This window comes from Streptomyces dangxiongensis (assembly GCF_003675325.1).
In the GTDB taxonomy this organism is placed as follows: Bacteria; Actinomycetota; Actinomycetes; order Streptomycetales; family Streptomycetaceae; genus Streptomyces; species Streptomyces dangxiongensis.
Genome location: NZ_CP033073.1, coordinates 950,828 through 975,991, shown reverse-complemented (window position 1 = coordinate 975,991; position 25,164 = coordinate 950,828). Strand labels below are relative to the sequence as shown.

Below are 25,164 nucleotides of genomic sequence, written 5' to 3'. Positions count from 1 at the left end.
ACGATGGACCGGTATCCGCCCATCGCGGAGCACGGGCTGGTGGGTGACCTCCAGACGGCGGCCCTGGTGTCGTCCGGCGGCACCGTCGACTGGTGGTGCACCCCCCGCTTCGACTCGCCCAGCGTCTTCGCCTCGCTGCTGGACAGCGAGCGCGGCGGACACTGCCGGCTCGCCGTGGACGGCCTCGACGGCCACGTGTCGGTCCGTCAGCTCTACCTGTCCGACACGGCGATCCTGATCACCCGGTTCATGGGGCCCGGGGGTGTCGGCGAGGTAGCCGACTTCATGCCCCCCGTCGACTCCCCGACGCCCACCGACCGGCACCGCCTGATCCGGATCGCCCGGGTCGTGCGGGGCAGCCTGCCCTTCACCTTCATGTGCAGGCCGCGCTTCGACTACGGGCGGGTTCCGCACACGCTCGGCGTCACCGACGACCATCAGGCCGTCCTGCGCGGACCGGGCACCGACCTGCACGTCCAGTCCACCGCCGGGGCCCCGCTGCGGGCCGACGGCGCCGACGTCACTGCACGGTTCACCCTCGGCGCCGGGCAGGCCGCCGCTTTCGTGCTGACCAGCGCGGCGGCCGGCGCACCCGCTCCGGCCGCCCCGGCGCTGCCCGGAATCGCCCAGGAGGTCGAGGAGTGCCGCCTGTACTGGCTGTCCTGGCTGCGCTCGTGCACCTACCACGGGCGCTGGCAGGACATGGTGAACCGTTCGGCCATCACCCTCAAACTGCTCACCTACGCGCCGACGGGCGCGCCCATCGCCGCCGCCACCATGGGACTGCCCGAGCAGGTCGGCGGCGAACGCAACTGGGACTACCGCTACACCTGGGTACGGGACGGTTCGCTGTCCGTGGGCGCCCTGACCGACCTGGGTTTCGAGGCGGAGGCGTACGCCTTCCGGCGCTGGCTGCGTGACCGTGTCGAGGCCGGCGGCACCGCCTCGGGCGACCCTTTGCAGATCATGTACCGGGTGGACGGTGAGCCCCACCTGGGCGAGGAGATCCTCGACCACCTGGAGGGCTACCAAGGGTCACGGCCGGTACGGGCGGGCAACGCGGCCGTCGACCAGCTCCAGTTGGACATCTACGGCGAGGCCTCGGACGCCCTCATGGTCGGCGGGGACGTCGGCGCGGTGCGCGGCTGGAAGGCGCTGAGCGGCGTACTGGACTGGCTGGCCGACAACTGGGACCGGCCGGACGAGGGCATCTGGGAGACCCGGGGCGGCCGGCAGGACTTCACCTACAGCCGGCTGATGACCTGGGTGGCGTTCGACCGGGGCATACGGGCCGCCACGCAGTTCTCCCGCCCCGCCGACACCGCGCGCTGGACGGCCGTCCGGGACACCGTCTTCCGGCAGATCATCGAGCGGGGCTGGCACGACAAGCGGCAGGCCTTCGTCCAGCACTTCGACACCGACGTCCTGGACGCCTCGCTGTTGCTGATGCCCCGGGTCGGCTTCCTCTCGCCGAGGGACCCCGACTGGATCAGCACCCTCGACGCCATGGACGGGGAGCTGGTCAGCGACAGCCTGGTCTACCGGTACGACCCGGCGGCCTCGCCCGACGGACTGCGCGGTTCCGAGGGCACGTTCAACCTGTGCAGCTTCTTCTACGTCGAGGCGCTCGCCCGCAGCGGCCGGCTCCACCAGGCCCGGTACGCCTTCGACAAGATGCTCACCTACGCCAACCACGTCGGCCTGTTCGCCGAGGAGATCGGCCCGTCGGGGGAGCAACTCGGCAACTTCCCCCAGGCGTTCACGCACCTCGCCCTGGTCACCGCGGCCATGGCCCTCGACGAGGAACTGGGCCAGGCCACGACCGGAGCCGGCACCGACACTGCCCGGCATTCCGCCATCCAGGGCCTCACGGCGCGCGACGGGGCCACGGGAAAGGAGAGCGCGGGTGACTGACAGGGCCGGGCCGACACAGCCGCCGCCGGAGCAGCGGCGGATACTCGCCGCGCTGGCCCTCGCCCAGTTCATCTGCAGCTTCGCCGGCTCCAACATGAACGTGATGATCAACGACATCAGCGAGGACCTCGACACCACCGTCCAGGGCGTCCAAGTGGCCATCACGGTCTTCCTGCTGGTCATGGCCGCGCTGATGATCCCCGGCGGCAAACTCACCGACCGCTACGGCCGCAAGCGCTGCTTCGTCGTCGGACTCGTGGTCTACGGCGTCGGCGCGCTGCTGAGCGCGGCGTCCCCGGGACTCGGTGTCCTCATCCTCGGCAACTCCGTCCTGGAGGGCGTCGGCACCGCCCTGCTCATCCCGCCCGTCTACATCCTCACCACACTGCTCTACCCGGACCTGACCTCCCGCGCCCGCGCGTTCGGCATCATCATGGCGCTCGGCGGCATCGGGGCCGCGGCGGGACCGCTGATCGGCGGGCTCATCACCACCGGCATAAGCTGGCGCGCGGCCTTCGTGTTCCAAGCGCTCGTCATCGCGGTGATCGTCTGGCTGAGCCGCCGTATCGAGGACCCGCTGCCGCCGGACCCCGGCCGTTCCTTCGACACCTCGGGGGCGGTCCTGTCCGCGGCGGGCCTGATCCTGGTCGTCATGGGCATCCTGGCGGCGGACAACAACATCTGGCTGATGATCGGCCTGATCGTCCTCGGCGTCCTCGTCCTCGGCTGGTTCCTCCGCTCGTCGCGCGCCAAGGAGCGGGCCGGCAGGGAACCGCTGCTGTCGCTCGGCCTGTTCCGCAATCGCACCTCCAACCTCGGACTGATCACGCAGAACGTGCAGTGGCTGCTGCTCATGGGCACATCGTTCACGGTGGCCGCCTACCTCCAGGTGGTCCGCGGCTACGACGCCATCCAGACCGGCGTGATCTTCACGGCGGCCACGCTCGGCCTGCTCGTGACGTCGCTGTCCGCCGCGGCGCTGGCCCGGCGGCGGTCCCAGCGGGCGCTGATCACGAGCGGGTTCGTGGTCGCCGTCGCGGGCGTGGGGGTACTGGTCGGCCTGGCCGCCAGCTTCTCCACGGCCTGGGCGTTCGTTCCCGGACTGCTCCTCGTCGGACTCGGCCTGGGCCTGATGCTGACGCCGTCGGTGAACGTCGTCCAGTCGAGCTTCCCGGAGGAGCGGCAGGGCGAGATCTCCGGCCTGTCCCGCAGCGTGTCCAACCTCGGCTCGTCCTTCGGCACGGCGATCGCCGGGACCATCCTCGTCGCCGGACTCACCAAGGGCGCGTACGCCGTCGCCATGATCACGCTCGCCGTGATCGGTCTGGGCGGCCTCGCCGCGGGCGCCCTGCTCCCGCGGACCCCGGCCCCGTCCCGGGCCGGCGACACCCCGGCCACCGCACCGGGGACCCGGACGTAGTGCCGTACGGGAGGCGGCGCCGGAGTTCCGCCCTGAACCGGTGCTACTCGGTCCGGGCGGACTCCGGGGTCGTCTCCTCCCCGCTGCGCTGCTGCGGGATGACCACCGAGCCCTGCTGGAGGGCCACCGTGCGGGTGGGAGCCGGGATGCGGATGCCCTCCTCGCGGTAGCGGCGGTGCAGGCGCTTGATGAACTCGTGCTTGACCCGGTACTGGTCGCTGAACTCGCCCACGCCGAGGATCACCGTGAAGCCGATCCGCGAGTCGCCGAAGGTGTGGAAGCGGATGGCGGGTTCGTGGTCGGGGACGGCGCCCGTGACGTCCGTCATGACCTCCGCGACCACCTCCGCGGTCACCCGCTCGACGTGCTCCAGGTCGGAGTCGTAGCCCACGCCGACCTGCACCAGCACGGTCAGTTCCTGCTCGGGACGGGTGTAGTTGGTCATGTTGGCCTTGGCGAGCTGGCCGTTGGGGATGACCACCAGGTTGTTGGAGAGCTGGCGGACCGTCGTCTGACGCCAGTTGATGTCGACGACGTAGCCCTCCTCGCCGCTGCTCAGCCGGATGTAGTCGCCCGGCTGGACGGTCCTGGAGGCGAGGATGTGGACGCCCGCGAAGAGGTTGGCGAGGGTGTCCTGCAGGGCCAGGGCCACGGCGAGACCGCCCACGCCCAGGGCGGTGAGCAGGGGCGCTATCGAGATGCCGAGGGTCTGCAGGACGATCAGGAAACCGATCGCCAGGACCAGCACCCGGGTGATGTTGACGAAGATCGTCGCCGAGCCCGCCACGCCCGAGCGGGACTGGGTGACCGTACGGACCAGGCCGGCGATGACCCGGGCCGCGGAGAACGTCACCACGGCGATCAGCCAGACCTGGAGCGTCTGGTCGGCGTGGTGCTGGACGACTCCGGTGAGCGGCAGCACGGCCGCTGCCGCCGCCGCGCCGCCCGCGATCGCCGCCCACGGGACGACCGAGCGCAGCGCGTCCACGATGACGTCGTCCCCGCTCCAGCGGGTCCGCTTGGCGTGCCCCCCGAGCCAGTGCAGCAGGGTGCGCGACAGGAAGGCGAGCAGCAGGCCCGCCCCCAGGGCGATACCGGCGAGGACGAGGTCGTCCAGGGTCGGCGTGCGGTTCACCGGTCACCTCCCGGGCACGGGAGCGCTGCGGAGGGCCTGCGGGGAAGTTGCGTCACGTTGTCACCTGCTCGATGTCCGGGATGTGCGACCGCGCCGGCCCCGGAACTCCGGTGACCGGCGCGTTCGTTCATCCTGCCGTATCCGGTACGCGCGCCCGTACCGGGACCGGCGCTCACCGGACAGCCGGCTCAGACGATGCCCTCGGCCAGGTCGGCCTGATCGCGGTCGCTGCCGTAGGCGGCCGTCGTGGGCGTGCCGTACGACCGGCGGGCGACGTACCACCAGACGCTGGCGAGGACCAGGACCACGGCGAGCGCCACCGACGCGTAGTTCATCGTGTCGACGTTCACCGGGGACGACTGCGGCAGGCAGAACAGCACCGTCACGCACGCCACCCACACGACCGCCACCCAGCCGACCGGTCTGCTCCAGCGGCCCAGGTGCCACGGCCCCCGCTGGAAGCGGTCGCCCGCGCGCAGCCGCAGGTAGACGGGGATCGCGTAGGCCGGGGTGATGCCGATGACGTTGATGGCGGTCACCGCGTTGTACGCCGTCGCCGAGTACAGCGACGGCAGGGCCAGGACGAAGGCCACGGTGACGGAGAGCCAGACGGCGGCGACCGGGGTCTGGGTGCGGTCGCTCACCTTGCGCCACAGGTGCGAACCGGGCAGCGCCCCGTCCCGGCTGAACGCGAACACCATCCGGCTGGCCGCGGCGACCTCGGCGTTCCCGCAGAACAACTGGGCGACGATCACGACGAGCAGCAGCGCGCTGGCGCCGCCGGTGCCGAGGCCGTCGAGCAGGATCCGGGCCGGCGGCACACCGGTGTCGGTGGTGCGCGTGGCGTCGTAGTCCTGGATGGCGAAGGAGAGTCCGGCCAGCAGGACGAAGCCGGCGAGCCAGGAGACCCAGATCGCCCGGACGATGCCGCGGGAGGCGGCCACCGAGGCGTGCGAGGTCTCCTCCGACAGGTGGGCGGAGGCGTCGTAGCCGGAGAAGGTGTACTGCGCGAGCAGCAGGCCGATCGCCGCGACGTACAGCGGGTTGTGCCAGCCGGTCTCGTTGACGAACTTCGTGAACACGAAGGACGGCGACCGGTGGTGGTCGGGGAAGATCGCCAGCGCGCCGACGATCAGCGCGACACCCGCCAGGTGCCACCACACGCTGACCGAGTTGAGCACGCTGACCAGGCGGACCCCGAACAGGTTCAGCACCGCGTGCAGCAGCAGGATCGCGCAGAAGATCAGCATGGTCCTGCCGGGCGTCGGCTCGAAGCCCCACTGGAGGTTGGCGAACGCGCCGGTGAACAGGGCGGCGCCGTAGTCGATGCCCGCGATCGCGCCGAGCAGCCCCAGCAGGTTCAGCCAGCCTGTGTACCAGCCCCAGCGCCGGCCGCCGAGCCGGTCGGCCATGTAGTACAGGGCGCCGGAGGTCGGGTAGGCGCTGGTGACCTCGGCGAGCGCGAGCCCGACGCACAGCACGAACACGCCGACGCCGGCCCAGCCCCACAGCATCACGGCGGGGCCGCCGGTGTTCAGGCCGAAGCCGTACAGGGTCATGCAGCCCGACAGGATCGAGATCACCGAGAAGCTGATCGCGAAGTTGCCGAAACCGCCCATGCGGCGGGCCAGCACCGGCCGGTAGCCGAGTTCACGCAGGCGCTGTTCCTCGTCCTGCTGCGGCAGGCCCGTGGCGGGGGCGGACGAGGGATCGGGGGTGGGGGACACGCGGGGACCTCCGGGATCAACGGGTTGTCGAACAGGGCACGTTCAGGGGGCGAGCGGGGATTTCCTGGTGCGGGGAGTTCCGGGGTGGTGCGGGGAGCCGCCGGGTGGTGCGGGGTGGCGTGGGGGCCGGTGGTGCCGGGTCGGTCAGGGGCGTCAGCCGTCCGCGGCGGCCCGGCAGCGGTCCCGGGCCTGGACGAAGATCTCCACGGCCCGCTCCCGGTCCGGGGTGCGGTACATCCAGGGCGGGGGTGTGAAGTACGGCCCGATCGCCTCGAACACCCGCGATGCGTCCGAGAACTGGAGCGAGCCCCACAGGGCGTGCGCCAGATGGTTGAGATCGGACAGCGAGCGTTCGGCGCGCTGGGTGTTCTCGAACCACGAGTGCAGGCCGCGCCGCGCCTCGCGGGCCGCCTCGTCCCCCACCCAATGCAGGTCCAGCGCCGCGTCGTGGCCGCTGTCCCGGCGGTAGCGCTCGACCCGGACGTACAGCGGCAGCAGATGCGCCGCGGCACCGGGCGGAGCCTGCCCGGCGGCCCACTGCGCGTACCCGGCGGCCTCCGCCAGCCGGCCCGAACCGCCGCGCACGTACAGGAACTGCAGCATCCGGTGGTGGGCTTCGCGGTTGTCCGGGTCGCGCCTGCCGGCCTCGGCCAGCAGCCCCCAGGGCCCCGGCGGCAGCATCGGCTCCGGCGCGGCGGCCCGGTGCTCCTCCCAGCGCTGCTCCGGGTCGAGCTGGGCCAGTGCCAGCAGGCACACCCAGGGCACGGGGTCCCGCGGGGCGGTGGCCGTGGCGGACTGGGCGGCGTCCCACGCCTCGATCCACAACTCGTGGGTACGGCGGTGCCGTTCCCGTCGGGCCCGCAGCGCCCGCTCCACCAGGACCCGGGCGTGCATCACCGCGGCGTGCACGTTCCCCGGCTCCTCGGCGAGCCAGGCCCGCACCACGTCGGTGCCGGCCGCGGCCGCCGCGAGGATCTGGGTGCGCTGGGTCCACCGCCACCACTGTGTGGTGTCCGCGAGCAGGGCACGCATGGCCATCCAGCGGCCGGTGCGCAGGTCCTGCAGGGCGGCGCGCAGCGCCTGGTCGGGGCCGGCGGGATCGTAGGAGGGGCGGACTCCGTCTCTGGCCATCAGCCGCCGGCCCCTTGCCACTGGCGCACGGGCGTGGTGGCGGGGTGACGTAGCAACAGCCCTCCCCTGGGCGGTCATGAAGATCTCGCGTGTGGTCGGCGGTCACTATAGAGGCGTAGGTTCCCGCCGAACCATTATTGCCAACTCAACCATCGAACAGATCAGTTGGCCGAATCCGTAAGCCCTTGACGCCGGACCCCGTGCGACGGCAGGCTGACGTGGTGATCTTCAGTGCCGCGGCGGAGGGCGGGCGATGACAGGTCCGGTGCTCGCCGTCGACCAGGGCACGTCCGGCACCAAGGCGCTCGTCGTCTGCCCCGAGCGCGGCGTCCTCGGCACCGGGTTCGCCGAGGTCCGCCCCCGCTACCTGCCCGGTGGCCTGGTCGAGGTCGACCCGGCCGGGCTGTACGACTCGGTGGTCGACGCCGGCCGCCGCGCGCTCGCCGAGGCCGGCGAGGACGTCGTCGCGCTCGGCCTCGCCAACCAGGGCGAGACCGTCCTCGCCTGGGACCCCGCCACCGGCCGCCCGCTCACCGACGCCCTGGTGTGGCAGGACCGGCGCGCCGAGACCGTCTGCGCCGGGCTGGCCGCGCACGCGGACGAGCTGCGGCGGCTGACCGGCCTGCCCCTCGACCCGTACTTCGCCGCGCCCAAAATGGCCTGGATCCGCCGTCACCTCACCCGTGAGGGCGTCGTCACCACCTCCGACGCCTGGCTGGTCCACCGTCTCACCGGCGCCTTCGTCACCGACGCCGCCACCGCCGGCCGTACCCAGCTACTGGATCTGGACAGCGCCACCTGGTCCCCGCGCGCCCTCGACCTGTACGGGCTGGCCGGTGAACGCCTGCCCGAGGTGACCGACGCCGCGCAACCGGTCGGCACGACACGGGCGTTCGGGCCCGAGATCCCGCTGACCGGCCTCGCCGTCGACCAGCAGGCCGCCCTGCTCGCCCAGCGCGTCACCGGTCCCGGCGCCGCCAAATGCACCTACGGCACCGGCGCGTTCCTCCTCGCCCACACCGGCGACCGCCCCCGGCGCGGCGCCTCCGGCCTGGTCAACTGCGTGGCCTGGCGGCTCGCCGGACACACCAGCTACTGCCTGGACGGCCAGGTGTACACGGCCGCCTCCGCCGTCCGCTGGCTGACCGACCTCGGCGTCCTCTCCGGCGCGGCCGACCTCGACCCGGTCGGCGGCACCGTCCCGGACAGCGGCGGGGTCACCTTCGTCCCCGCGCTCGCCGGACTCGCCGCCCCCTGGTGGCGCGGCGACCTGCGCGGCTCGCTCACCGGCCTCGCCCTCGACACCACCCCCGGACACCTGGTGCGCGCCCTGTGCGAGGGCATCGCCGCCCAGGTCGCCGAACTCGCCGAGGCCGCCGCCACCGACCTCGGCACCCCGCTGGACACCCTCCGCGTCGACGGCGGCCTGACCCGCTCCGCGCTCCTCATGCAGACCCAGGCCGACCTGCTGCAACGCCCCGTCGAGGTGTCCGCGCTGCCCGACGCCACCGCGCTCGGCGCCGCCGCCCTCGCCCGCCTCGGCGTCGACCCCGCACTGAGCGTCGAGGACGCCCTGCCCGACTGGAAACCCGCCACCGTGTACGAGCCCCGCATCCCGGCCGACCGGGCCGCCGAACACCGCGCCCGCTTCCGTACCGCCGTCGCCGCCCTCCTCGGCCCATGACCGTCACCGCGGACGGCCCGCTGCCCTCGACGGCGTACGACGTGGCGATCGTCGGCGCCGGCGTCGTCGGCTGCGCCATCGCCCGCGAACTCGCCCGCCACCCCCGCCTGAGCGTCGCCCTCGTCGAGGCCCAGGACGACGTCGGCCAGGGCACCTCCAAGGCGAACACCGCGATCCTGCACACCGGTTTCGACGCGACCCCCGGCACTCTGGAGGCCCGCCTGGTCCGCGAGGGCTACGAGCGGCTCGGCGCCTACGCCGCCGAGACCGACATCCCCGTCGAACGGGTCGGCGCGCTGCTGGTCGCCTGGGACGAGGAGCAGCTCGCCGCGCTGCCCCGGCTCGCCGCGAAGGCCGAGCGCAACGCCTGCCCCGGCACCGCGCTGCTGGGTCCCGGTGAGCTGTACGCCCGCGAACCCCGCCTCGGCCCCGGCGCGCTCGGCGCCCTGCACGTCCCCGGCGAGAGCGTCATCTGCCCCTGGACGACCACCCTCGCCTACGCCACCCAGGCGGTCCGCGCCGGAGTCGACCTGCACCTCAACACCGCCGTACGGGACGCGCGGTGGGCGGACGGGCACCGGCTGACCACCACCCGGGGCACCCTGCGCGCCCGCCACCTGGTCAACGCGGCCGGACTGCACGCCGACACCCTCGACCGCCGGCTCGGCCACCAGGACTTCACCGTCACCCCGCGCCGCGGCCAGCTCCTGGTGTTCGACAAGCTCGCCCGCCCCCTCGTCCGGCACATCCTGCTGCCCGTGCCGACCGCCCTCGGCAAGGGCGTCCTCGTCACCCCCACCGTCCACGGCAACGTCCTCCTCGGCCCCACCGCCGAGAACCTGCCCGACAGACAGGCCACCGGCTCCACCGCCGACGGGCTCGCCGGGCTGCGCGACCAGGGCCGGCGCATCCTGCCCGCCCTGCTCGACGAGGAGGTCACCGCCGTCTACGCCGGACTGCGCGCGGCCACCGAGCACGAGGACTACCGCATCACCGCCCACCCCGGGCAGGCCTACGTCACCGTCGGCGGCATCCGCTCCACCGGCCTCACCGCGTCCCTGGCCATCGCCGCCCACGTCACCGGCCTGCTGACCGACGCCGGCCTCGACCCCGGCCCGGTACGCGAACCGGACGCGGTCGTCATGCCCCAGCTCGGCGAGGCCTTCCCGCGCCCCTACCAGCGGGCCGACCTCATCGCCGAGGACCCCGAGTACGGCATCCTCGTCTGCCACTGCGAGCGCGTCTCCCGCGGGGAGATCCGCGACGCCCTCGCCGGGCCGGTCCCGCCCCGCAGCCTGGAAGGCCTGCGCCGCCGCACCCGGGCCCGGGCGGGCCGCTGCCAGGGCTTCTACTGCGGGGCGGCGGTGCGCGAGCTGTTCGAGCGGGGGCCGGACGGAAGGAACGGGCCATGACGGCAACGCGCCGCGTCGACGTCCTCGTCGTCGGAGCCGGCCCCGCCGGGCTCGCCGCCGCCGCGCGGCTGGCCGTGGCCGGTGCCGGACGCGTGGAGGTGCTGGAACGCGAGGCGTCGCCCGGCGGAGTCCCCCGGCACTGCGCGCACGGCGGCTTCGGCACCTGGACGCGGCCGCTGACCGGCCCCCGCTACGCCCGCCTGCTCACCGAGGCCGCCGAACGGACCGGCGCCACCGTCCGCACCCGGACGACCGCGCTGGACTGGGCGACCGAGGGGCCGGTGCTCCATGCCGTCGGTCCCGGCGGGCCCGAGATCATCGAGGCACGGGCGGTCGTCCTCGCCACCGGCGCCCGCGAACGCCCGCGCCCCGCCCGGCTGGTGCCCGGCACCCGGCCCGCCGGCGTCTACACCACCGGCGAACTCCAGCAGTCCGTGCACCTGTTCGGTCAGCGCATCGGCAGCCGCGCGGTCGTCGTCGGCGCCGAGGACGTCTCGTACGCGGCCGTCGGCACCCTGCGCACGGCAGGCACCGAGGTCGTCGCCCTGGTCACGGAACACCCGCGCGCCCGGACCGGCCGCGCCCGCGCCGAGGCGGCCCGGCTGCTCCACGGCATCCCGCTGCTCACCGGCACCACGGTCGCCGAACTCCTCGGCCACGGGCGGCTGTCCGGCGTCCGCGTCCGCCACCGGGACGGCCGTACGGCCGTACTGCCCTGCGACACCGTCGTGTTCACCGGAGACTTCGTCCCCGACCACGAACTCGCCCGGCGCGGCGGCCTCACCCTCGACCCCGGCACCCGCGGCCCCGCCGTCGGCGGCTCCCTGCACACCTCGCGGCCCGGCGTCCTCGCCGCCGGCAACGTCCTGCACGCCGTGGAACCCGCCGGCACCGCGGCCCGCGAGGGCGCCCGGGCCGCCGGCGCCGTCCTGGACCTCCTCGCCGGCGCGCCCTGGCCGGACCCGGGCGTACCCGTCACCGTCGAGGCGCCGCTGCGCTGGATCGCCCCCAACCGCGTCACACCGGGCGCCCGCCCCACCCGCCACGTGCTGCGCACCGGCACCGCGCTGACGCGACCGGTCCTCCTCGTCCACCAGGACGGCCGCCTGCTGCACCGCGAACGCCGCGGCCCCGGCACCGTCCCCCCTCACCGCCCCCTGGCCCTCACCGGCCACTGGCACGACCGGGTCGACCCCGAGGGCGGAGAGGTACGGGTGAGCACGGCCTGAGCGACCTCCCGAGCCGAACGACCGGCGCCGCGGCCCGGTGCCGGTGGGGGAGCGGCGGTCTCCCGAGTCCGGAAACGGCCCGTGCCCGCCCCGGGGGCGCCCGGTTCGCGCTTGGGGCAACGTGCCGCGACCCGGTTGGCCTCCTGGCCCGCGGACGACCCGTGCCGCCCCGGCCCCGCTCCCGCGCCGGTGGGGGCGGCGGTCTCCCGAGTCGAGCCCGGGAAGGACCACCCGTGCCGCCCCGGCCCCGGTCCGTCCCCGGGGCGGTGGTTCACGCTTCGGGGAACGCGCCGTGTCGGCCGGCTCCGGAGGCGAAGCGGGTCGCGCCCTGCGTGCCCTGGGCCAGGACGGCCATGCCGTGGCGGAGTTCGGTGCGCAGCGCCGTCTCCTCGTCCCGGCCCTCCTGGTCGAGGACCGACGCGCGGTCGCCGCGCAGGCAGGCCTGGGGGAAGCGGGCGATCCGCGCGGCGAGCGCCTCGGCCTCGGCGCGGGCCGTGCCCGCGGCGCCGCGCTCCGCCGAAAGAGGGCGGGACAGGGAGCGCCGGGGGGGGTGAAAGAGCCCGGCCCTTGACCTCGACGTCGCTTGAGGTTCTACGTTCTCTTCCATGAGCATGGAAACCACCGCCTGGACGCAGCTCCACAGCGTGATGAACGCGCAGTCCGAGCGTCGCCCCCTCGCGCGCGCCACGCTGCGCCGCATCGCCGCCTTCGCCCGCCCCCACCGCGCCGGCATCGTCCGGTTCGTGCTCCTGGGGGTGGTGACGGCCCTGCTCGCCGTGGCGACCCCCGTGCTCGCCGGCCGCGTCGTCGACGCGATCGTGGCGGGGCACGACTCCCGCACCGTGGTCCGGCTCTCCCTGCTCATCGGCCTCGTCGCCCTCGTCGAGGCGGGGCTCGGCATCCTCGGCCGGCGCCTGTCGGCGACGCTCGGGGAGGGACTCATCCTCGATCTCCGCACGGCCGTGTTCGATCATGTGCAGCGCATGCCCGTCGCGTTCTTCACACGTACCCGTACGGGCGCGCTGGTCAGCCGTCTCAACAACGACGTGATCGGCGCGCAGCGGGCGTTCGCCAACACCCTCTCCGGCGTGGTCAGCAACCTGGTCACCCTGTTGCTCACGCTCGCGGTGATGCTCACCCTGTCCTGGCAGATCACGCTGCTCGCGCTGGTGCTGCTCCCGGTGTTCGTGCTGCCCGCGCGCCGCATGGGCCGCCGGATGGCCCGCATGCAGCGCGAGGCGGCGACGCTGAACGCGGCCATGGGCACCCGGATGACCGAACGGTTCTCCGCGCCCGGCGCCACCCTGGTCAAGCTGTTCGGCCGCCCCGAGGAGGAGTCGGCCGAGTTCGCCGCCCGCGCCCGCGAGGTCCGCGACATCGGTGTGCGCACGGCCACGGCCCAGTCGGTCTTCATCACCTCCCTCACCCTGGTCTCCGCCCTCGCCCTGGCCCTCGTCTACGGCCTCGGCGGCTGGTTCGCGCTGCGCGGCACCCTGGAGCCCGGCGCGGTGGTCTCCCTCGCCCTGCTGCTGACCCGGCTGTACGCCCCGCTGACCGCGCTCGCCGGCGCCCGGGTCGAGGTGATGAGCGCGCTCGTCAGCTTCGAGCGGGTCTTCGAGGTGCTCGACCTGAAGCCGCTCATCGAGGAGAAGCCGGACGCCCGCGAGGTCCCCGAAGGACCGGTCGCCGTCGAGTTCGAGGACGTCCGCTTCGCCTACCCGTCCGCCGACCAGGTTTCCCTCGCCTCCCTGGAGGAGGTCGCCGCCCTCGACACCCGGGGCGGTACCGAGGTCCTGCACGGCATCTCCTTCCGTGCCGAACCCGGCCGGACGGTCGCCCTCGTCGGCTCGTCCGGCGCCGGCAAGTCGACCATCGCGCAGCTCCTGCCGCGCCTGTACGACGTCGACGCGGGCGCGGTCCGCATCGGCGGGACCGACGTCCGGGACGTGACCGCCGCGTCGCTGCGGGCGACCCTCGGCATGGTCACCCAGGACGGTCACCTCTTCCACGACACCGTCCGCGCCAACCTGCTGCTGGCCCGGCCCGACGCCACGGACGACGACCTGTGGGACGCCCTCGGCCGCGCCCGCCTCGCCGACGTCGTACGGTCCCTGCCCGACGGCCTGGACACGGTCGTCGGCGAGCGCGGCTACCGGCTCTCCGGCGGCGAACGCCAGCGCATGACGATCGCCCGGCTGCTGCTGGCCCGCCAGCGCGTGGTCATCCTGGACGAGGCCACCGCCCACCTGGACAACACCTCCGAGGCGGCCGTCCAGGAGGCGCTCACCGAGGCTCTGGAGGGCCGCACCGCCGTCGTCATCGCGCACCGCCTGTCCACCGTGCGGGCCGCCGACCAGATCCTCGTCGTGGAGTCCGGCCGGATCGTCGAACGCGGCACGCACGAGGAACTGCTGGCGGCGGGCGGCCGGTACGCGGAGCTGCACCGCACCCGGTTCGCCCGGCGGGACGAGACCGTGCCGACGGTCTGAGCGGCCACGGCCCACGGATGGCGAGCTGCCCGGGGCGTGAGCGGCACGGGACGGGGAAGCCGTGATCGGGTCAAATACCCGCGGGCAGACCCGAATTGGAAGGAGACACCATCGTGTCCAAGACCGGTGTCGGAAGTGCCGTCGCCGCCCTCGTCCTCGCCGCCGGACTGACCGGCTGCGGCAGCGACGACGGTGACGGCAAGGGTGGGGACACGCAGGCCCGGCCGAGCGCGACCCCACCCGCCCGGGCCGTCCAGGACGCCTACCGCAGGACAGTGGCCGCGGACACCGCGAAGATAGCCGTCACCAGCAAGGTCGTCGCCGAGGGGCAGGCCGTCACGGCGCGCGGCAGCGGCGTGGCCGGCCTGAAGGACGGCACCAGCCGCGTCACGCTGACCTCGCGGGGCGCCACCGTCGAGCAGCGCGTCGTCGACGGCGTGGTCTACCAGAAGCCGTCCGGCGGGAAACACGCCTCCGTCCCGGGCGGCAAGACCTGGGCGAAGATCGACCTCAAGCGGCTGGCCCAACGGGGCTCGGCCGGGCGGTCCCAGGTCAGCGACCCCGCCGAACCGGTCCGCTACCTCAGGAACGTCGGCTCCGAGGACGTCACCCGCGTCGGCACCCAGAACCTCGACGGCACCCGCACCACCCACTACCGCGTCTCCGTCCCCCTCTCCGCGCTCTCCTCCGGCAACGCCGCACAGGAGCGGGAACCGCGCGGGCAGCTCGGGAAGTCCACCCTGCCCGTGGACCTGTGGCTGGACGAGCAGGGGCGGCTGCGCCAGGAGAGCGTCCGGCTCACCCTGCACCCGCTCGCACACAGGACGCCGGGCCGGGAGAACACCGCCGTGACCAGCACGACCGTCCTGCGCCTCTCCGACTACGGAACCGACGCGCGGGTCAGCGCGCCGCCCGCCCGCGACACCGCGGACGTCACCGGCAAGGTGGCCGGGGCCGGCGCGGCCGACGGCTGACAGGTGTGAGCCGCCCGGGCCGGGATACGCGGTCTGGACGGCACCACCGCCCGTCCGGAAGGTCAGCCCCTCATGACCAGCGCACAGGAGCCCGGCCACCACTCGGAGGTGACCCTCCGGGTCAACGGCAAACCCCACACCGTGCTCGTCGACCACCGGCGCGTCCTGCTGGACGTGCTGCGCGAGGACCTGGACCTCACCGGGTCCAAGAAGGGCTGCGACCAGGGCCAGTGCGGTGCCTGCACCGTGCTGGTCGACGGGCGCCGCCTCAATAGCTGCCTGCTGCTCGCCGTCACCCTCGACGGCCGCGAGGTCACCACCGTCGAGGGCCTCGGCGGCGACGGCGAGCAGCCGCACCCGCTCCAGCGGGCCTTCCTGGACCGCGACGCCTTCCAGTGCGGCTACTGCACCCCGGGCCAGCTCTGCTCCGCCGTGGGCATGCTCGCCGAGGCCGCGGCCGGCCACCCCTCCCACGTCACCGACCCGGCAGCCCCCGCCGGCCCGCCCGTACCGCTGGGCCGGCCCGAGATCCGCGAGCGGATGAGCGGCAACCTGTGCCGCTGCGGCGCCTACCCGCGCATCGTCGAGGCGATCGAGGACGTGATCGAGTGACCGGCTTCGGATACCTCAGGCCCGCCGGACTCCAGGAGGCTGTCGAGGCGTACGCCGCCCACCCGGGCGCCCGCTACCTCGCCGGCGGCACCAACCTGGTCGACCTGCTGAAACTCGGTGTCGAGCGGCCCGCCCTCCTCATCGACATCGGCCGCCGGCTGCCGCTGGACACCGTCGAGGAGCTGCCCGACGGCTCCCTGCGCGTCGGCGCCACCGTCCGCAACAGCGACCTGGCCGCCGACCCACGCGTCCGGAACCGCTACCCGGCCCTGTCCCAGGCACTGCTGGCGGGCGCCTCCGCACAGTTGCGCAACGCCGCCACCACCGGCGGCAACCTGCTCCAGCGCACCCGCTGCCCCTACTTCCAGGATCTGGACAAACCCTGCAACAAACGTGAGCCGGGCAGCGGCTGCGGCGCCCGGGACGGCGTCCACCGCGACCACGCGGTCCTCGGCCACTCCGAGCACTGCATCGCCACCCACCCCTCCGACATGGCCGTCGCCCTGGCCGCGCTGGACGCCCAGGTCGAGCTGTACGGCACCGGCGGCACCCGGCGCCTCGCCGTGGCCGACCTCCACCGGCTGCCCGGCGAGCACCCCGAACGGGATACCTGGATCCGCCCCGGCGAACTGATCACCGGGGTGCTCCTGCCGGCCGCCACGGCCGGGGTCCCCTCCGCCTACCGCAAGGCCCGGGACCGGGCGTCGTACGCCTTCGCCCTCGCCTCCGTGGCCGTCGTCCTGAAGGTCACGGACGGGGTCGTCGACCAGGCGGGCGTCGCCTTCGGCGGACTCGCCCACCGGCCCTGGCGGGCCCGTCACACCGAGCTGGCCCTGCTCGGCGCCCCCGCCACCCCGGCCGCCTTCGAAGGGGCCGTGGCACTCGAACTCGCGCACGCCGAGCCGCTGCGGGACAACGCCTACAAGGTGCCCCTCGCCCGCAACCTGGCCCTCGACGTCCTGCACCGTCTCGCCCCGGCACCCGCGACCGCTTGAGCCGCCACAGGAGGAACCATGACCGGGCAGCGCCCTGGGCGCCCCCGCCGAGCGCCGGGAAGGACGCCAGAAGGTCACCGGCGCCGCCCGCTACGCCGCCGAGTACGCCGTGCCCGGCCGTGCCCACGCCTGGCCCGTGCCGGCCGCGGTCGCGTCCGGCCGGGTCACCGGCGTCGACACCTCCGCCGCCCTCGCCCTGCCCGGCGTCCTCGCCGTCCTCACCCCCGGCGACGCCCCGCGCCTCGCCGAGGCCGAGGACGCCACCCTCGCCGTCCTCCAGGACCCCGCGGTACCGCACCGGGGCTGGTGCGTGGCCCTGGTCGTCGCCGAGACGCCGGAGACGGCCCGCGCCGCCGCCCGCGCCGTCCGCGTCCACTACGACAGCCGGCCCCACGACGTGAACCTGAGCGAAGGCCACCGGGACGCGTACGCGCCCGAGGAGGCCGGCGGCCAGCCGGGCACCCTGGAGCACGGCGACCCGGAGGCGGCCTTCGCCGCCGCCGACATACGCGTCGACGTCGCCTACCGGGTGCCGCCGCTGCACAACCACCCCATGGAACCGCACGCCAGCACCGCCCACTGGGACGGCGACCGGCTCACCGTGTACACCTCCAGCCAGGGCGGTACGGCCGTCCGGTCCGTGCTCGCCAAGCTGTTCGAGCTGCCCGAGGAGCAGATCACCGTCGTCGCCGAGCACGTCGGCGGCGGCTTCGGCTCCAAGGGCACCCCGCGCCCGGACGTCGTCCTCGCCGCGCTGGCCGCCCGGCACACCGGCCGGCCCGTCACCCTGGCCTGTCACCGCCGCCACCTGCCCACCGTCACCGGCCACCGCGCCCCCACCCGGCAGCGGATCCGGCTGGGAACGGACGCGGACGGCCGCCTCACCGCCCTGCTGCACGAGGTGACCACCTACACCTCGCGGGTGAAGGAGTTCGTGGAGTACGCCGCCGTGGTCTCGCGCACCATGTACGCCACCCCCGCCCTGCGCAGCGCCCACCGCGTGGTCCCCCTGGACGTACCCAGCCCGTCCTGGATGCGGGCACCCGGCGAGGCCCCCGGCATGTACGCCCTGGAGTCCGCCCTGGACGAACTCGCCGACGCGCTCGGCATGGACCCGGTGGAGCTGCGCGTCCGCAACGAACCCGACCGCGAACCCGGCAGCGGCAAGCCGTTCAGCAGCCGCAACCTCGTGCGGTGCCTGCGCGAGGGCGCCCGCCGCTTCAACTGGGCCGACCGTGATCCGCGCCCCGGCGTCCGCCGCGAGGGACCCCTGCTCCTGGGCACCGGCGTGGCCGCCGCCACCTACCCCGTGATGGTGTCCCCGTCCTCGGCCGCCGTCGAGGCCCTGCCCGACGGCACGTTCACCGTCCGGGTCAACGCGGCCGACATCGGCACCGGGGCCCGTACCGTCCTCGCCCAGATCGCCGCCGACGCCCTCGGCGTCCCCCTGGACCGGGTGCGCTGCGAGGTCGGCCACAGCGAGCTGCCGCCGGCCCCGCTGGCCGGCGGCTCCTCCGGCACCGCCTCCTGGGGCTGGGCCGTCCACGAGGCGTGCACCCGGCTCGCCGCGCACCCCGGCCCGCTGCCCCCCGACGGCCTGACCGTCCGCGCCGACACCACCGGCCGTGCCGACGCCGACAGCCCCTACGCGCGGCACGCGTTCGGCGCCCACTTCGCCGAGGTCGCCGTCGACACCGTCACCGGCGAGGTCCGCGTCCGCCGGATGCTGGGTGTCTTCGCCGCCGGACGGATCCTCAACGCCCGTACCGCGCGCTCCCAGTTCACCGGCGCCATGGTCATGGGCCTCGGCATGGCGCTCACCGAGGGCAGCACCCTGGACCCCGCGTTCGGCGACTTCCCCGAGACCGACCTCGCCGGCTACCACGTGCCCGCCCACGCCGACGTCCCCGCCATCGAGGCCGACTGGATCGACGAGGACGACCCCCACCTCAACCCGATGGGCAGCAAGGGCATCGGCGAGATCGGCATCGTCGGCACCGCCGCAGCCCTCGGCAACGCCGTCCACCACGCCACCGGCATCCGCTTCCGCGAACTCCCCCTCACCCCCGACCGCGTCCTGACCGGCCTGCTCTCGGAGGGCTGACCCCGGCCGGGTCGCTCAGTCGTCGGCGACCGGGTAGCGGTGCACCGGGGGCAGGCCCGGCAGGAGGCCCGGCCACACGGTGTCCAGGACATGGGCGCTCGGCGTGAACAGGGGTGCGGACAGGGCGGCCAGGTCGGCGACCTCGTGCCACTCCCAGCGGTGGACCAGGTGCGGCTCGGTGACGACCGGTTCCCCGGTGAACGCGGTGACCCGCACGGCGGCCGTCAGCCGGGGTATGCCGTCGACGGAGTCCAGCAGCACCGCCCGCACCCGGGCGCCGGCCGGGTCGGCCCGCAGCGACGTCTCCTCCGCCAGCTCCCGCACACCGGCGGTGGCGAAGTCCTCACCCGGGTACGGTCGCGGACGAACGGCCAGGCGAGCCGGACGGTGATCAGGTCGTAGGCGGGGTGCGGGAGTCGCGCCAGGTCGTCGCGTTCGACGTCCAGCCGCAGGTACCCCACCCCCGGCCCGCCCGTGCGCCGGGCCTCGGCGAGCGCGGTGGCGGACAGGTCGACCGCGTCCACCCGGTATCCCGAGCCGGCCAGATGGCGGGCGAGTTCGCCGAGTCCGCAGCCCACGTCCAGGGCGAACCCGCGCGCGGGGGCCGGGACGTGCGCGGCGAGCAGCCGCCGCTCGGCGTCGCCCAGTGGCCGGAACCGGCCGCCGCTCGTGTAGTGGGCGTCCCACTCCTCGGGTGTCGGGTGTGCCACCGGGTCTCCTCCGTGCGTGCCGGTCCGTCCGCCGCCGAGGCGATCATGGCCGGGGGAAGGGCCGGACACACCCGTCGGCTCGAACACACCCGCCGGCCTCGGACATGTCCGTCGGCCCCGACACAGACTGTTGAAGAGGCGGTGTTCCAGCCCCGCACCATTCAGTCGTGTCAGCAGGCGCTGCCGTTCGGGACGAGCACGTCTGCGGTCCCGGCACTGGCTGAGTACCCCTCCGCCTTGATGCGTCGGGGCGGGTGGGGTGCGTCGCTGCTGCTGACGGCCGGGTGCCGGCGCAAGGCGGGAGGACCTTCCGGCGCTCTTGCAGGCCCTCTTCCGGGTCGCCGAGCCCATCGGTTCGCCGCCGCCCGGCGACGCCCGACGTTTGCGGTGGTCAGGCCGTACCGGAGCGGGTCGAGGTGACGGCCACGGTGATGTAAGGCACGGTGACGTGGCCGCCGAGCGTGTCGATCACGGCCCCGACGCTGTCCAGGACCTCCGCCAGTTCGTCTGCGGGAAGTCGGGTGAGAGCGCCGAAGGTGGGGAGCTGGTCGAGCCATTCCTCCCGGGTGTAGGTGCGCTCCCAGGCGAAGCGCCACTGTTCCGGCTCGCTGAACCTGCCCGTCTGCCGGATCCCGTCGGTGATCCTCGCGAACAGCGGTCGGGATGCGTCCAGGGCCGATCCCTTCAGCAGACCGAGGTCGAGCGGGGAGTCGGGGGCGACCTGTCGGTGTGCCTCGGCGAGTGCGTCGATCACCTCCTCCGGGAGCTGGGGGACGTGGTGGAAGGGTGCGAGTCGGCCGCCGGGCCGGAGTACCTGGGCCGCCTTGGCCGCGCCAGCGACGGGGTCCACCCAGTGCCAGGCGGTGCCGGCGATGACCGCGTCGAACTGTCGTCCGGCCGGCTGCCAGTCCTCGAACCTGGCGACCTCGACCTCGACCCGGCTGCGCCGCGCGAAGGCGGCCATCCGCTCGTCGGGCTCGATACCGAGCACCGTGCAGCCGGCCGCTTGGAACTGCCGGGCTTCAATGCCGGTCCCGGCCCCCACATCGAGGACGTCCCGGCCAGGGCTTGCCGTGACGATCCGGTCCACCAGAGCGTCGGGATACGGCGGCCGGGCGCGGTCGTAGCGTTCGGCGTCCACGCCGAACGACTCGGCCACCTGCCGGTGGCGGTGGGGCTCGGGTCCGGAACGGTCCGGCTGTCCCTGCGATAAAGTGGGCATGCGCCCACACTAATGGGCGATTGCCCACTTGTGGAAGCCGGGCCGGAACGGAAAGAGAGACGATGCCGTCAGGGGTACACATCCACAATGTGCGCGGCCAGTTGTTCGAGGCCGCCGAGCGCGTCTTGCTCCGGGACGGGCCCGACGCGCTGACCAGCCGGGCGGTCACGGAGGAGGCGAACTGTGCCAAGGGCGTGCTGCACCGGCACTTCACCGACTTCGATGCCTTCCTGACCGAACTGGTCCTCGACCGCATTCGCGGTATCGAAGACCGGGCCACGGTACTGAGCGCGGCCGCAGGGACCGGGAGCGTGGTGGACAACCTGACCGAAGCGCTGCAGGACCTGTTCGGGCCGGTCACGGTGGCGATCGTCGCGCTCATCACCTTCCGCGACGGCCTACGCGCCCGGCTGCGGCAGGCCGGTCTCACCGGTATCCCGCTGGCCATGCAGGCAACCTCCATGATCGCCGCCTACCTTGCCGCCGAGCGGGAGCTGGGGCGCCTGGCCGACGACGCCGACATCGACACGCTCGCCCCCACCCTCGTCGGAGCCGCGCACCTGCTGTTCGCCGACCGGGCAAGCGCCCCGCCGCAGACCGCCGCCATCCGCAAGACGGTGACCGCCGTCATCGCCAGCGGCTTGCGACCGCCGCGGGTGTGACTTGCGCGCCCAGGTCGCTCGTCGTCGCGCTCGCCCCTGCCCGGTGCGGCGACCGTCCTGGGACGGCCGAACCATGGAGCGGACCGTTGGTCCTGCGACCTGTTCCTCGATGAGCACTGCCAGCTTGGGCGCCAGCAGGACCGGGTTCCGTTCGATGGGGAGGCAGGCGTCGTCCCCAGTGCGTTCGAACCGGTCAGTGGCCAGTTGGACCGGGCGAACAACGGGCAGGGCACAGAGCCCGAGCACAGAGCCCGATCAGAGCGCCCGCGATTCGGACGATGCAATTCATCCCGATTCCGGCCGGCCCCGGCAGAAGCCGGCACTCCGCGCACACCGCCGTACGCGATCTCGACGCCGGGGCCCCGGGGGACCACCATTTCCCGGGAGGAGCGGTCGAGGGTGACAGGAGCTGCCGGACATGCACGTGAGCGACGTACCCCTGCGCGTCCTGGCGGTGGACGACGAGCAACCCGCGCTCGGGGAACTGCTGTACCTGTTGGGGCAGGACCCACGGGTCGGCACGGTCGTGCCCGCGCCCGCGGCCACCGAGGCGCTGCGCCGGCTCGGCCGGGCCATGGAGGAGGGACCGGACGGCGCGGACGCCTTCGACGTCGTGTTCCTCGACGTCAGCATGCCGGGCCTGAACGGCCTCGAACTGGCGCGGCTGCTCGGCGGGTTCGCCACACCGCCGCTGATCGTCTTCGTCACCGCCCACGAGGACTTCGCGGTCCGCGCCTTCGATCTCAAGGCCGTCGACTACCTGCTCAAGCCGCTGCGCAGGGAACGCTTCGCCGAGGCCGTGCGGCGGGTCGCCGAGCTGGTCCGGGCCGGGCAGGGCCCCCGGCCCGCCGCCCTTCCAACGCCCACGGCCGCCCTCGGCGACCAGATCCCGGTGGAACTGGGCGGGGTGACCCGTTTCGTGCCCGTCGCCGACATCACCTATGCCGAGGCACAGGGCGACTACGCGCGGCTGCACACCCGCGACGGCAGCCACCTGGTGCGGGTACCGCTGTCCACCCTGGAGGAGCAGTGGCGCGCACGCGGCTTCGTCCGGATCCACCGCAGCCGTCTCGTCGCACTCGGCCGGATCGAGGAACTCCGCCTGGACGGCGGCAACCTGAGCGTGCGGATCGGCGACCGGATTCTCGCGGTGAGCCGCCGCAACGCCCGCGAACTGCGCGACCTGCTGGCCGTCCGCGCGACAGCCCGGCCCCGCTGAACCTGCGGCGCGAGGGCGGCCCGATCCCGCTCGACCGGCGGTGCTTCGGTGGCGCGGTCCCGTTCGACCGGCGGCGGCTCGGTGGCTCGGTCCCGTTGAACCCGGAGCGCGGCGGCGGCCCGGGTGCCGCGCGCGGGTGCCGGGTCGTGGGGAATCTCGTCCGACGGGTGTCTCGACGGTGGCGCTCTGCGTACACTCGCCGCACACAAGGTGATCACCGTGGCGTCGGGGAGTGCGTGATGGGTACGGAATCCGTCCCTCGCAGAGAGGTGGTCACCGGACGGCCGCACACCCCCGGCGGCGGCCGGACCGTACCGCCCCCGGTCCCCGCGCCCGCCCCCGGCCCCGCTCACCCTGACGCCGACGCCGTACGCGCCCTGATGCGCCGTCAGCTCCGGGCCGCTCTCACCGCGACGGCCCTGCTCGCGGCCCCGCTCGGCCTGCTCCCCGTCCTCCTGCGGGTCCTGCCGCTCGCCGACAGCGAACCCCGCGTCCCGCCGGCCCTCTGGCTCCTGCTCGGCGTGGCGCCGTACCCGGCGCTGCTGGGCATCGGCGCCTGGTACGTCCGCCGGGCCGAGCGCAACGAGACCGGTACGCCCGCCCCCGCGGAGCGCCCCTGACCATGCGCCGACCACACACCGGGGCCGGCCGGTGAACCGGACGTACGGCATCGCGGGCGTGACGGCCGTGGTCCTCGCCACGGTCCTCGTCGGCGCGCTGGGCCTGCGCGTCTCCCGCACCACGTCCGACTTCTACGTCGCCTCGCGCACCGTCGCCCCCCGGCTCAACGCCTGCGCGGTCAGCGGCGAGTACCTGTCCGCCGCCTCCTTCCTCGGCGTCGCCGGGCTCGTCCTCGCCCAGGGCGTCGACATGCTGTGGTTCCCCATCGGCTACACCGCCGGGTTCCTGCTGCTGCTGGCCTTCGTCGCCGCCCCGCTGCGCCGCTCCGGCGCCTACACCCTGCCGGACTTCGCCGAGGCCCGGCTGGAGTCCCGGGCGGTCCGCCGGATCGCGGGCGGGCTGGTCGTCGGCATCGGCTGGCTCTATCTGCTGCCGCAGTTGCGCGGGGCCGGGCTGACCCTGCGGCTGCTCACCGGCGTGCCCGGCTGGGTCGGCGGCCTGATCGTCGCGGCCGTGGTGACCGTGGCGGTGGCCGCGGGCGGGATGCGCAGCATCACCTTCGTCCAGGCCTTCCAGTACTGGCTGAAACTCACCGCCCTGCTGGTGCCCGTGGCCTTCCTGCTGCTCGCCTGGCGCGCCGACCACGCCCCGGCTCCCTCCTGGGAGGACCGGCCCGTCTTCCACCGCCCGACCGAGGTGCGCCTTGACCGGCCGGTCACCCTCACCGCCCACGCGCCGGTCCGCGTGACCGTCTCCGGCTCCGTCGACGGCCGTACCGTGCACGGCGGTTCGGTCACCCTGGCCGAGGGCGGGCACCGGATCGGCGCGGACACCGTCCTGCGCTTCCCGGCCGGCGCCCGCGTCCCGCTGCCGGACCGCGCGTCCGGCCGTACCGCCCAGTCGAGCTGGGCGAGACCGCTTTCCGCGGACCGCGAACAGCACAGCCTGTACGCCACCTACGGGCTGATTCTGGCCACCTTCCTCGGCACGATGGGTCTGCCGCACGTCGTCGTCCGCTTCTACACCAACCCCGACGGCCGCGCCGCCCGCCGCACCACCGTGATCGTGCTCGGCCTGCTCGGCGCCTTCTACCTGCTGGTACCCCTGTACGGCATGCTCGGCCGGCTGTACGCGCCCGATCTGCTGCTCACGGGCGACACCGACGCGGCGGTCCTCGTGCTGCCGCAGCGGCTGATCGGCGGTGTCGCCGGCGACCTGCTCGGGGCCCTCGTCGCCGGCGGCGCCTGCGCGGCGTTCCTGTCCACCGCCTCCGGGCTCACCCTGTCCGTGGCCGGTGTGCTCGCCCAGGACGTGCTGCCCACCCGCGGCGTACGCCACTTCCGGTTCGCCGCGCTGCCCGCGATCGCGGTGCCCACCGCCGCGGGTGCCGTGGTCAGCGACCTGCCGGTGGCCGACGCGGTCGGGCTCGCCTTCGCCGTGTCCGCCTCCTCGTTCTGCCCGCTGCTCGTGCTCGGCATCTGGTGGCGCGGCCTGACCCCGCCGGGCGCGATCGCCGGGCTCCTGCTCGGCGGCGGATCGGCGCTCACCGCGGTCACGGTGACCATCGCGGGCGGCGCCCGTTCGGGCTGGCTGCACACCCTGCTGGCCTGGCCCGCGGTGTGGTCCGTGCCCGTGGGGTTCGCGGCCATGGTGCTGACGTCCCTGGCCACGCGCGACCGGGTGCCACCCGGCACGACCGCCACGATGGCCCGCCTCCACCTGCCCGAACCCACCCCCGTCCACCCCTGACCACCCCTGCCCCCCGTCCACCCCTGCCCCCGTCCACCCCTGCCCCCCCGTCCACCTCTGACCACTCCCACCCCCGGCCACCCCTGCCCCTCCGCCGCAGCCGGCCTCGCCGCTGCCCCCCGGCCCCCGACGCCCCCCACCCCCACCGAGGAGCC

At 74.2% G+C, this 25,164-nt stretch carries 20 protein-coding genes and 1 pseudogene; 14 read left to right on the top strand and 7 right to left on the bottom strand.

Annotated features, from left to right (window positions below; translation table 11 throughout):
* Positions 1–3 precede the first annotated feature (3 nt).
* Positions 4–1,914 (top strand): glycoside hydrolase family 15 protein, encoded by a 1,911-nt coding sequence (locus tag D9753_RS04365; protein WP_121785792.1) that lies wholly within the window; start codon positions 4–6, stop codon positions 1,912–1,914.
* Positions 1,907–3,334 carry an MFS transporter gene (locus D9753_RS04360; protein ID WP_276209416.1) on the top strand — a complete coding sequence of 476 codons (1,428 nt, stop codon included), beginning with the start codon at positions 1,907–1,909 and terminating at the stop codon, positions 3,332–3,334. Before D9753_RS04365 ends, D9753_RS04360 begins: the two co-directional genes overlap by 8 nt.
* Positions 3,335–3,377: 43 nt before the next feature.
* On the opposite strand, the gene D9753_RS04355 is transcribed toward D9753_RS04360, so the two are convergent.
* The 3 genes from D9753_RS04355 to D9753_RS04345 all read right to left on the bottom strand — a co-directional run bounded on the left by D9753_RS04355 (position 3,378) and on the right by D9753_RS04345 (position 7,327).
* On the bottom strand, positions 3,378–4,469 hold the full coding sequence (locus D9753_RS04355; RefSeq protein WP_121785791.1) for a mechanosensitive ion channel family protein: 1,092 nt from the start codon (positions 4,467–4,469) through the stop codon (positions 3,378–3,380).
* Positions 4,470–4,657: 188 nt separating this feature from the next.
* The gene (locus D9753_RS04350; protein WP_121785790.1) at positions 4,658–6,196 is read right to left on the bottom strand and encodes an amino acid permease; all 1,539 of its coding nucleotides are present in this window, start codon (positions 6,194–6,196) and stop codon (positions 4,658–4,660) included.
* Positions 6,197–6,349: 153 nt separating this feature from the next.
* On the bottom strand, positions 6,350–7,327 hold the full coding sequence (locus D9753_RS04345) for a hypothetical protein (RefSeq protein ID WP_205614052.1): 978 nt from the start codon (positions 7,325–7,327) through the stop codon (positions 6,350–6,352).
* 253 nt (positions 7,328–7,580) lie between these two features.
* Here D9753_RS04345 and D9753_RS04340 point away from each other — a divergent pair, with 253 nt between their 5' ends.
* Genes D9753_RS04340 through D9753_RS04330 form a run of 3 tightly spaced genes read left to right on the top strand, consistent with a single transcriptional unit; the run spans position 7,581 to position 11,652 of the window.
* Positions 7,581–9,011 carry an FGGY family carbohydrate kinase gene (locus D9753_RS04340; RefSeq protein ID WP_121785788.1) on the top strand — a complete coding sequence of 477 codons (1,431 nt, stop codon included), beginning with the start codon at positions 7,581–7,583 and terminating at the stop codon, positions 9,009–9,011.
* Entirely contained in the window at positions 9,008–10,423 is a 1,416-nt protein-coding gene (locus D9753_RS04335) for an FAD-dependent oxidoreductase (protein WP_121785787.1), read from the top strand. Before D9753_RS04340 ends, D9753_RS04335 begins: the two co-directional genes overlap by 4 nt.
* Complete coding sequence (locus D9753_RS04330) at positions 10,420–11,652, top strand: NAD(P)/FAD-dependent oxidoreductase (RefSeq protein ID WP_121785786.1); 1,233 nt, start codon at positions 10,420–10,422, stop codon at positions 11,650–11,652. Before D9753_RS04335 ends, D9753_RS04330 begins: the two co-directional genes overlap by 4 nt.
* Before the next feature lie 271 nt (positions 11,653–11,923).
* On the opposite strand, the pseudogene D9753_RS04325 reads toward D9753_RS04330, so the two are convergent.
* Positions 11,924–12,151: pseudogene (locus D9753_RS04325) on the bottom strand (crotonase/enoyl-CoA hydratase family protein); the annotation flags it as partial.
* A gap of 112 nt (positions 12,152–12,263) precedes the next feature.
* On the opposite strand from D9753_RS04325, the gene D9753_RS04320 reads away from it, so the two are divergent.
* From D9753_RS04320 to D9753_RS04300, 5 genes are all read left to right on the top strand, one after another.
* Positions 12,264–14,141, top strand: coding sequence for an ABC transporter ATP-binding protein (locus D9753_RS04320; protein WP_121785785.1), 1,878 nt, complete (start codon positions 12,264–12,266; stop codon positions 14,139–14,141).
* Between the two features lie 113 nt (positions 14,142–14,254).
* Positions 14,255–15,115: a LolA-like protein gene (locus D9753_RS04315; protein WP_121785784.1), complete on the top strand. Its 861-nt coding sequence runs from the start codon at positions 14,255–14,257 to the stop codon at positions 15,113–15,115.
* A 72-nt stretch (positions 15,116–15,187) separates the two neighbouring features.
* Positions 15,188–15,727, top strand: coding sequence for a (2Fe-2S)-binding protein (locus tag D9753_RS04310; protein WP_121785783.1), 540 nt, complete (start codon positions 15,188–15,190; stop codon positions 15,725–15,727).
* On the top strand, positions 15,724–16,722 hold the full coding sequence (locus D9753_RS04305; protein WP_121785782.1) for an FAD binding domain-containing protein: 999 nt from the start codon (positions 15,724–15,726) through the stop codon (positions 16,720–16,722). The genes D9753_RS04310 and D9753_RS04305 overlap by 4 nt, the downstream gene beginning before the upstream one ends.
* 34 nt (positions 16,723–16,756) lie before the next feature.
* Entirely contained in the window at positions 16,757–18,826 is a 2,070-nt protein-coding gene (locus tag D9753_RS04300; protein ID WP_121785781.1) for a xanthine dehydrogenase family protein molybdopterin-binding subunit, read from the top strand.
* Positions 18,827–18,841: 15 nt separating this feature from the next.
* On the opposite strand, the gene D9753_RS37605 is transcribed toward D9753_RS04300, so the two are convergent.
* From D9753_RS37605 to D9753_RS04290, 3 genes are all read right to left on the bottom strand, one after another.
* Entirely contained in the window at positions 18,842–19,150 is a 309-nt protein-coding gene (locus D9753_RS37605; RefSeq protein WP_163010619.1) for an NUDIX hydrolase, read from the bottom strand.
* Positions 19,051–19,536 (bottom strand): class I SAM-dependent methyltransferase, encoded by a 486-nt coding sequence (locus D9753_RS37035; protein ID WP_240468036.1) that lies wholly within the window; start codon positions 19,534–19,536, stop codon positions 19,051–19,053. Before D9753_RS37035 ends, D9753_RS37605 begins: the two co-directional genes overlap by 100 nt.
* Before the next feature lie 391 nt (positions 19,537–19,927).
* On the bottom strand, positions 19,928–20,758 hold the full coding sequence (locus D9753_RS04290; protein WP_205614051.1) for a class I SAM-dependent methyltransferase: 831 nt from the start codon (positions 20,756–20,758) through the stop codon (positions 19,928–19,930).
* 62 nt (positions 20,759–20,820) lie between these two features.
* On the opposite strand from D9753_RS04290, the gene D9753_RS04285 reads away from it, so the two are divergent.
* The 4 genes from D9753_RS04285 to D9753_RS04270 all read left to right on the top strand — a co-directional run bounded on the left by D9753_RS04285 (position 20,821) and on the right by D9753_RS04270 (position 25,009).
* Complete coding sequence (locus D9753_RS04285; protein WP_121785780.1) at positions 20,821–21,420, top strand: TetR/AcrR family transcriptional regulator; 600 nt, start codon at positions 20,821–20,823, stop codon at positions 21,418–21,420.
* Between the two features lie 418 nt (positions 21,421–21,838).
* Entirely contained in the window at positions 21,839–22,639 is an 801-nt protein-coding gene (locus D9753_RS04280) for a LytR/AlgR family response regulator transcription factor (protein WP_121785779.1), read from the top strand.
* A 239-nt stretch (positions 22,640–22,878) separates the two neighbouring features.
* Positions 22,879–23,259 (top strand): hypothetical protein, encoded by a 381-nt coding sequence (locus D9753_RS04275; protein WP_121785778.1) that lies wholly within the window; start codon positions 22,879–22,881, stop codon positions 23,257–23,259.
* Positions 23,260–23,290: 31 nt separating this feature from the next.
* Complete coding sequence (locus D9753_RS04270; RefSeq protein WP_121785777.1) at positions 23,291–25,009, top strand: sodium/solute symporter; 1,719 nt, start codon at positions 23,291–23,293, stop codon at positions 25,007–25,009.
* Positions 25,010–25,164: the final 155 nt, after the last annotated feature.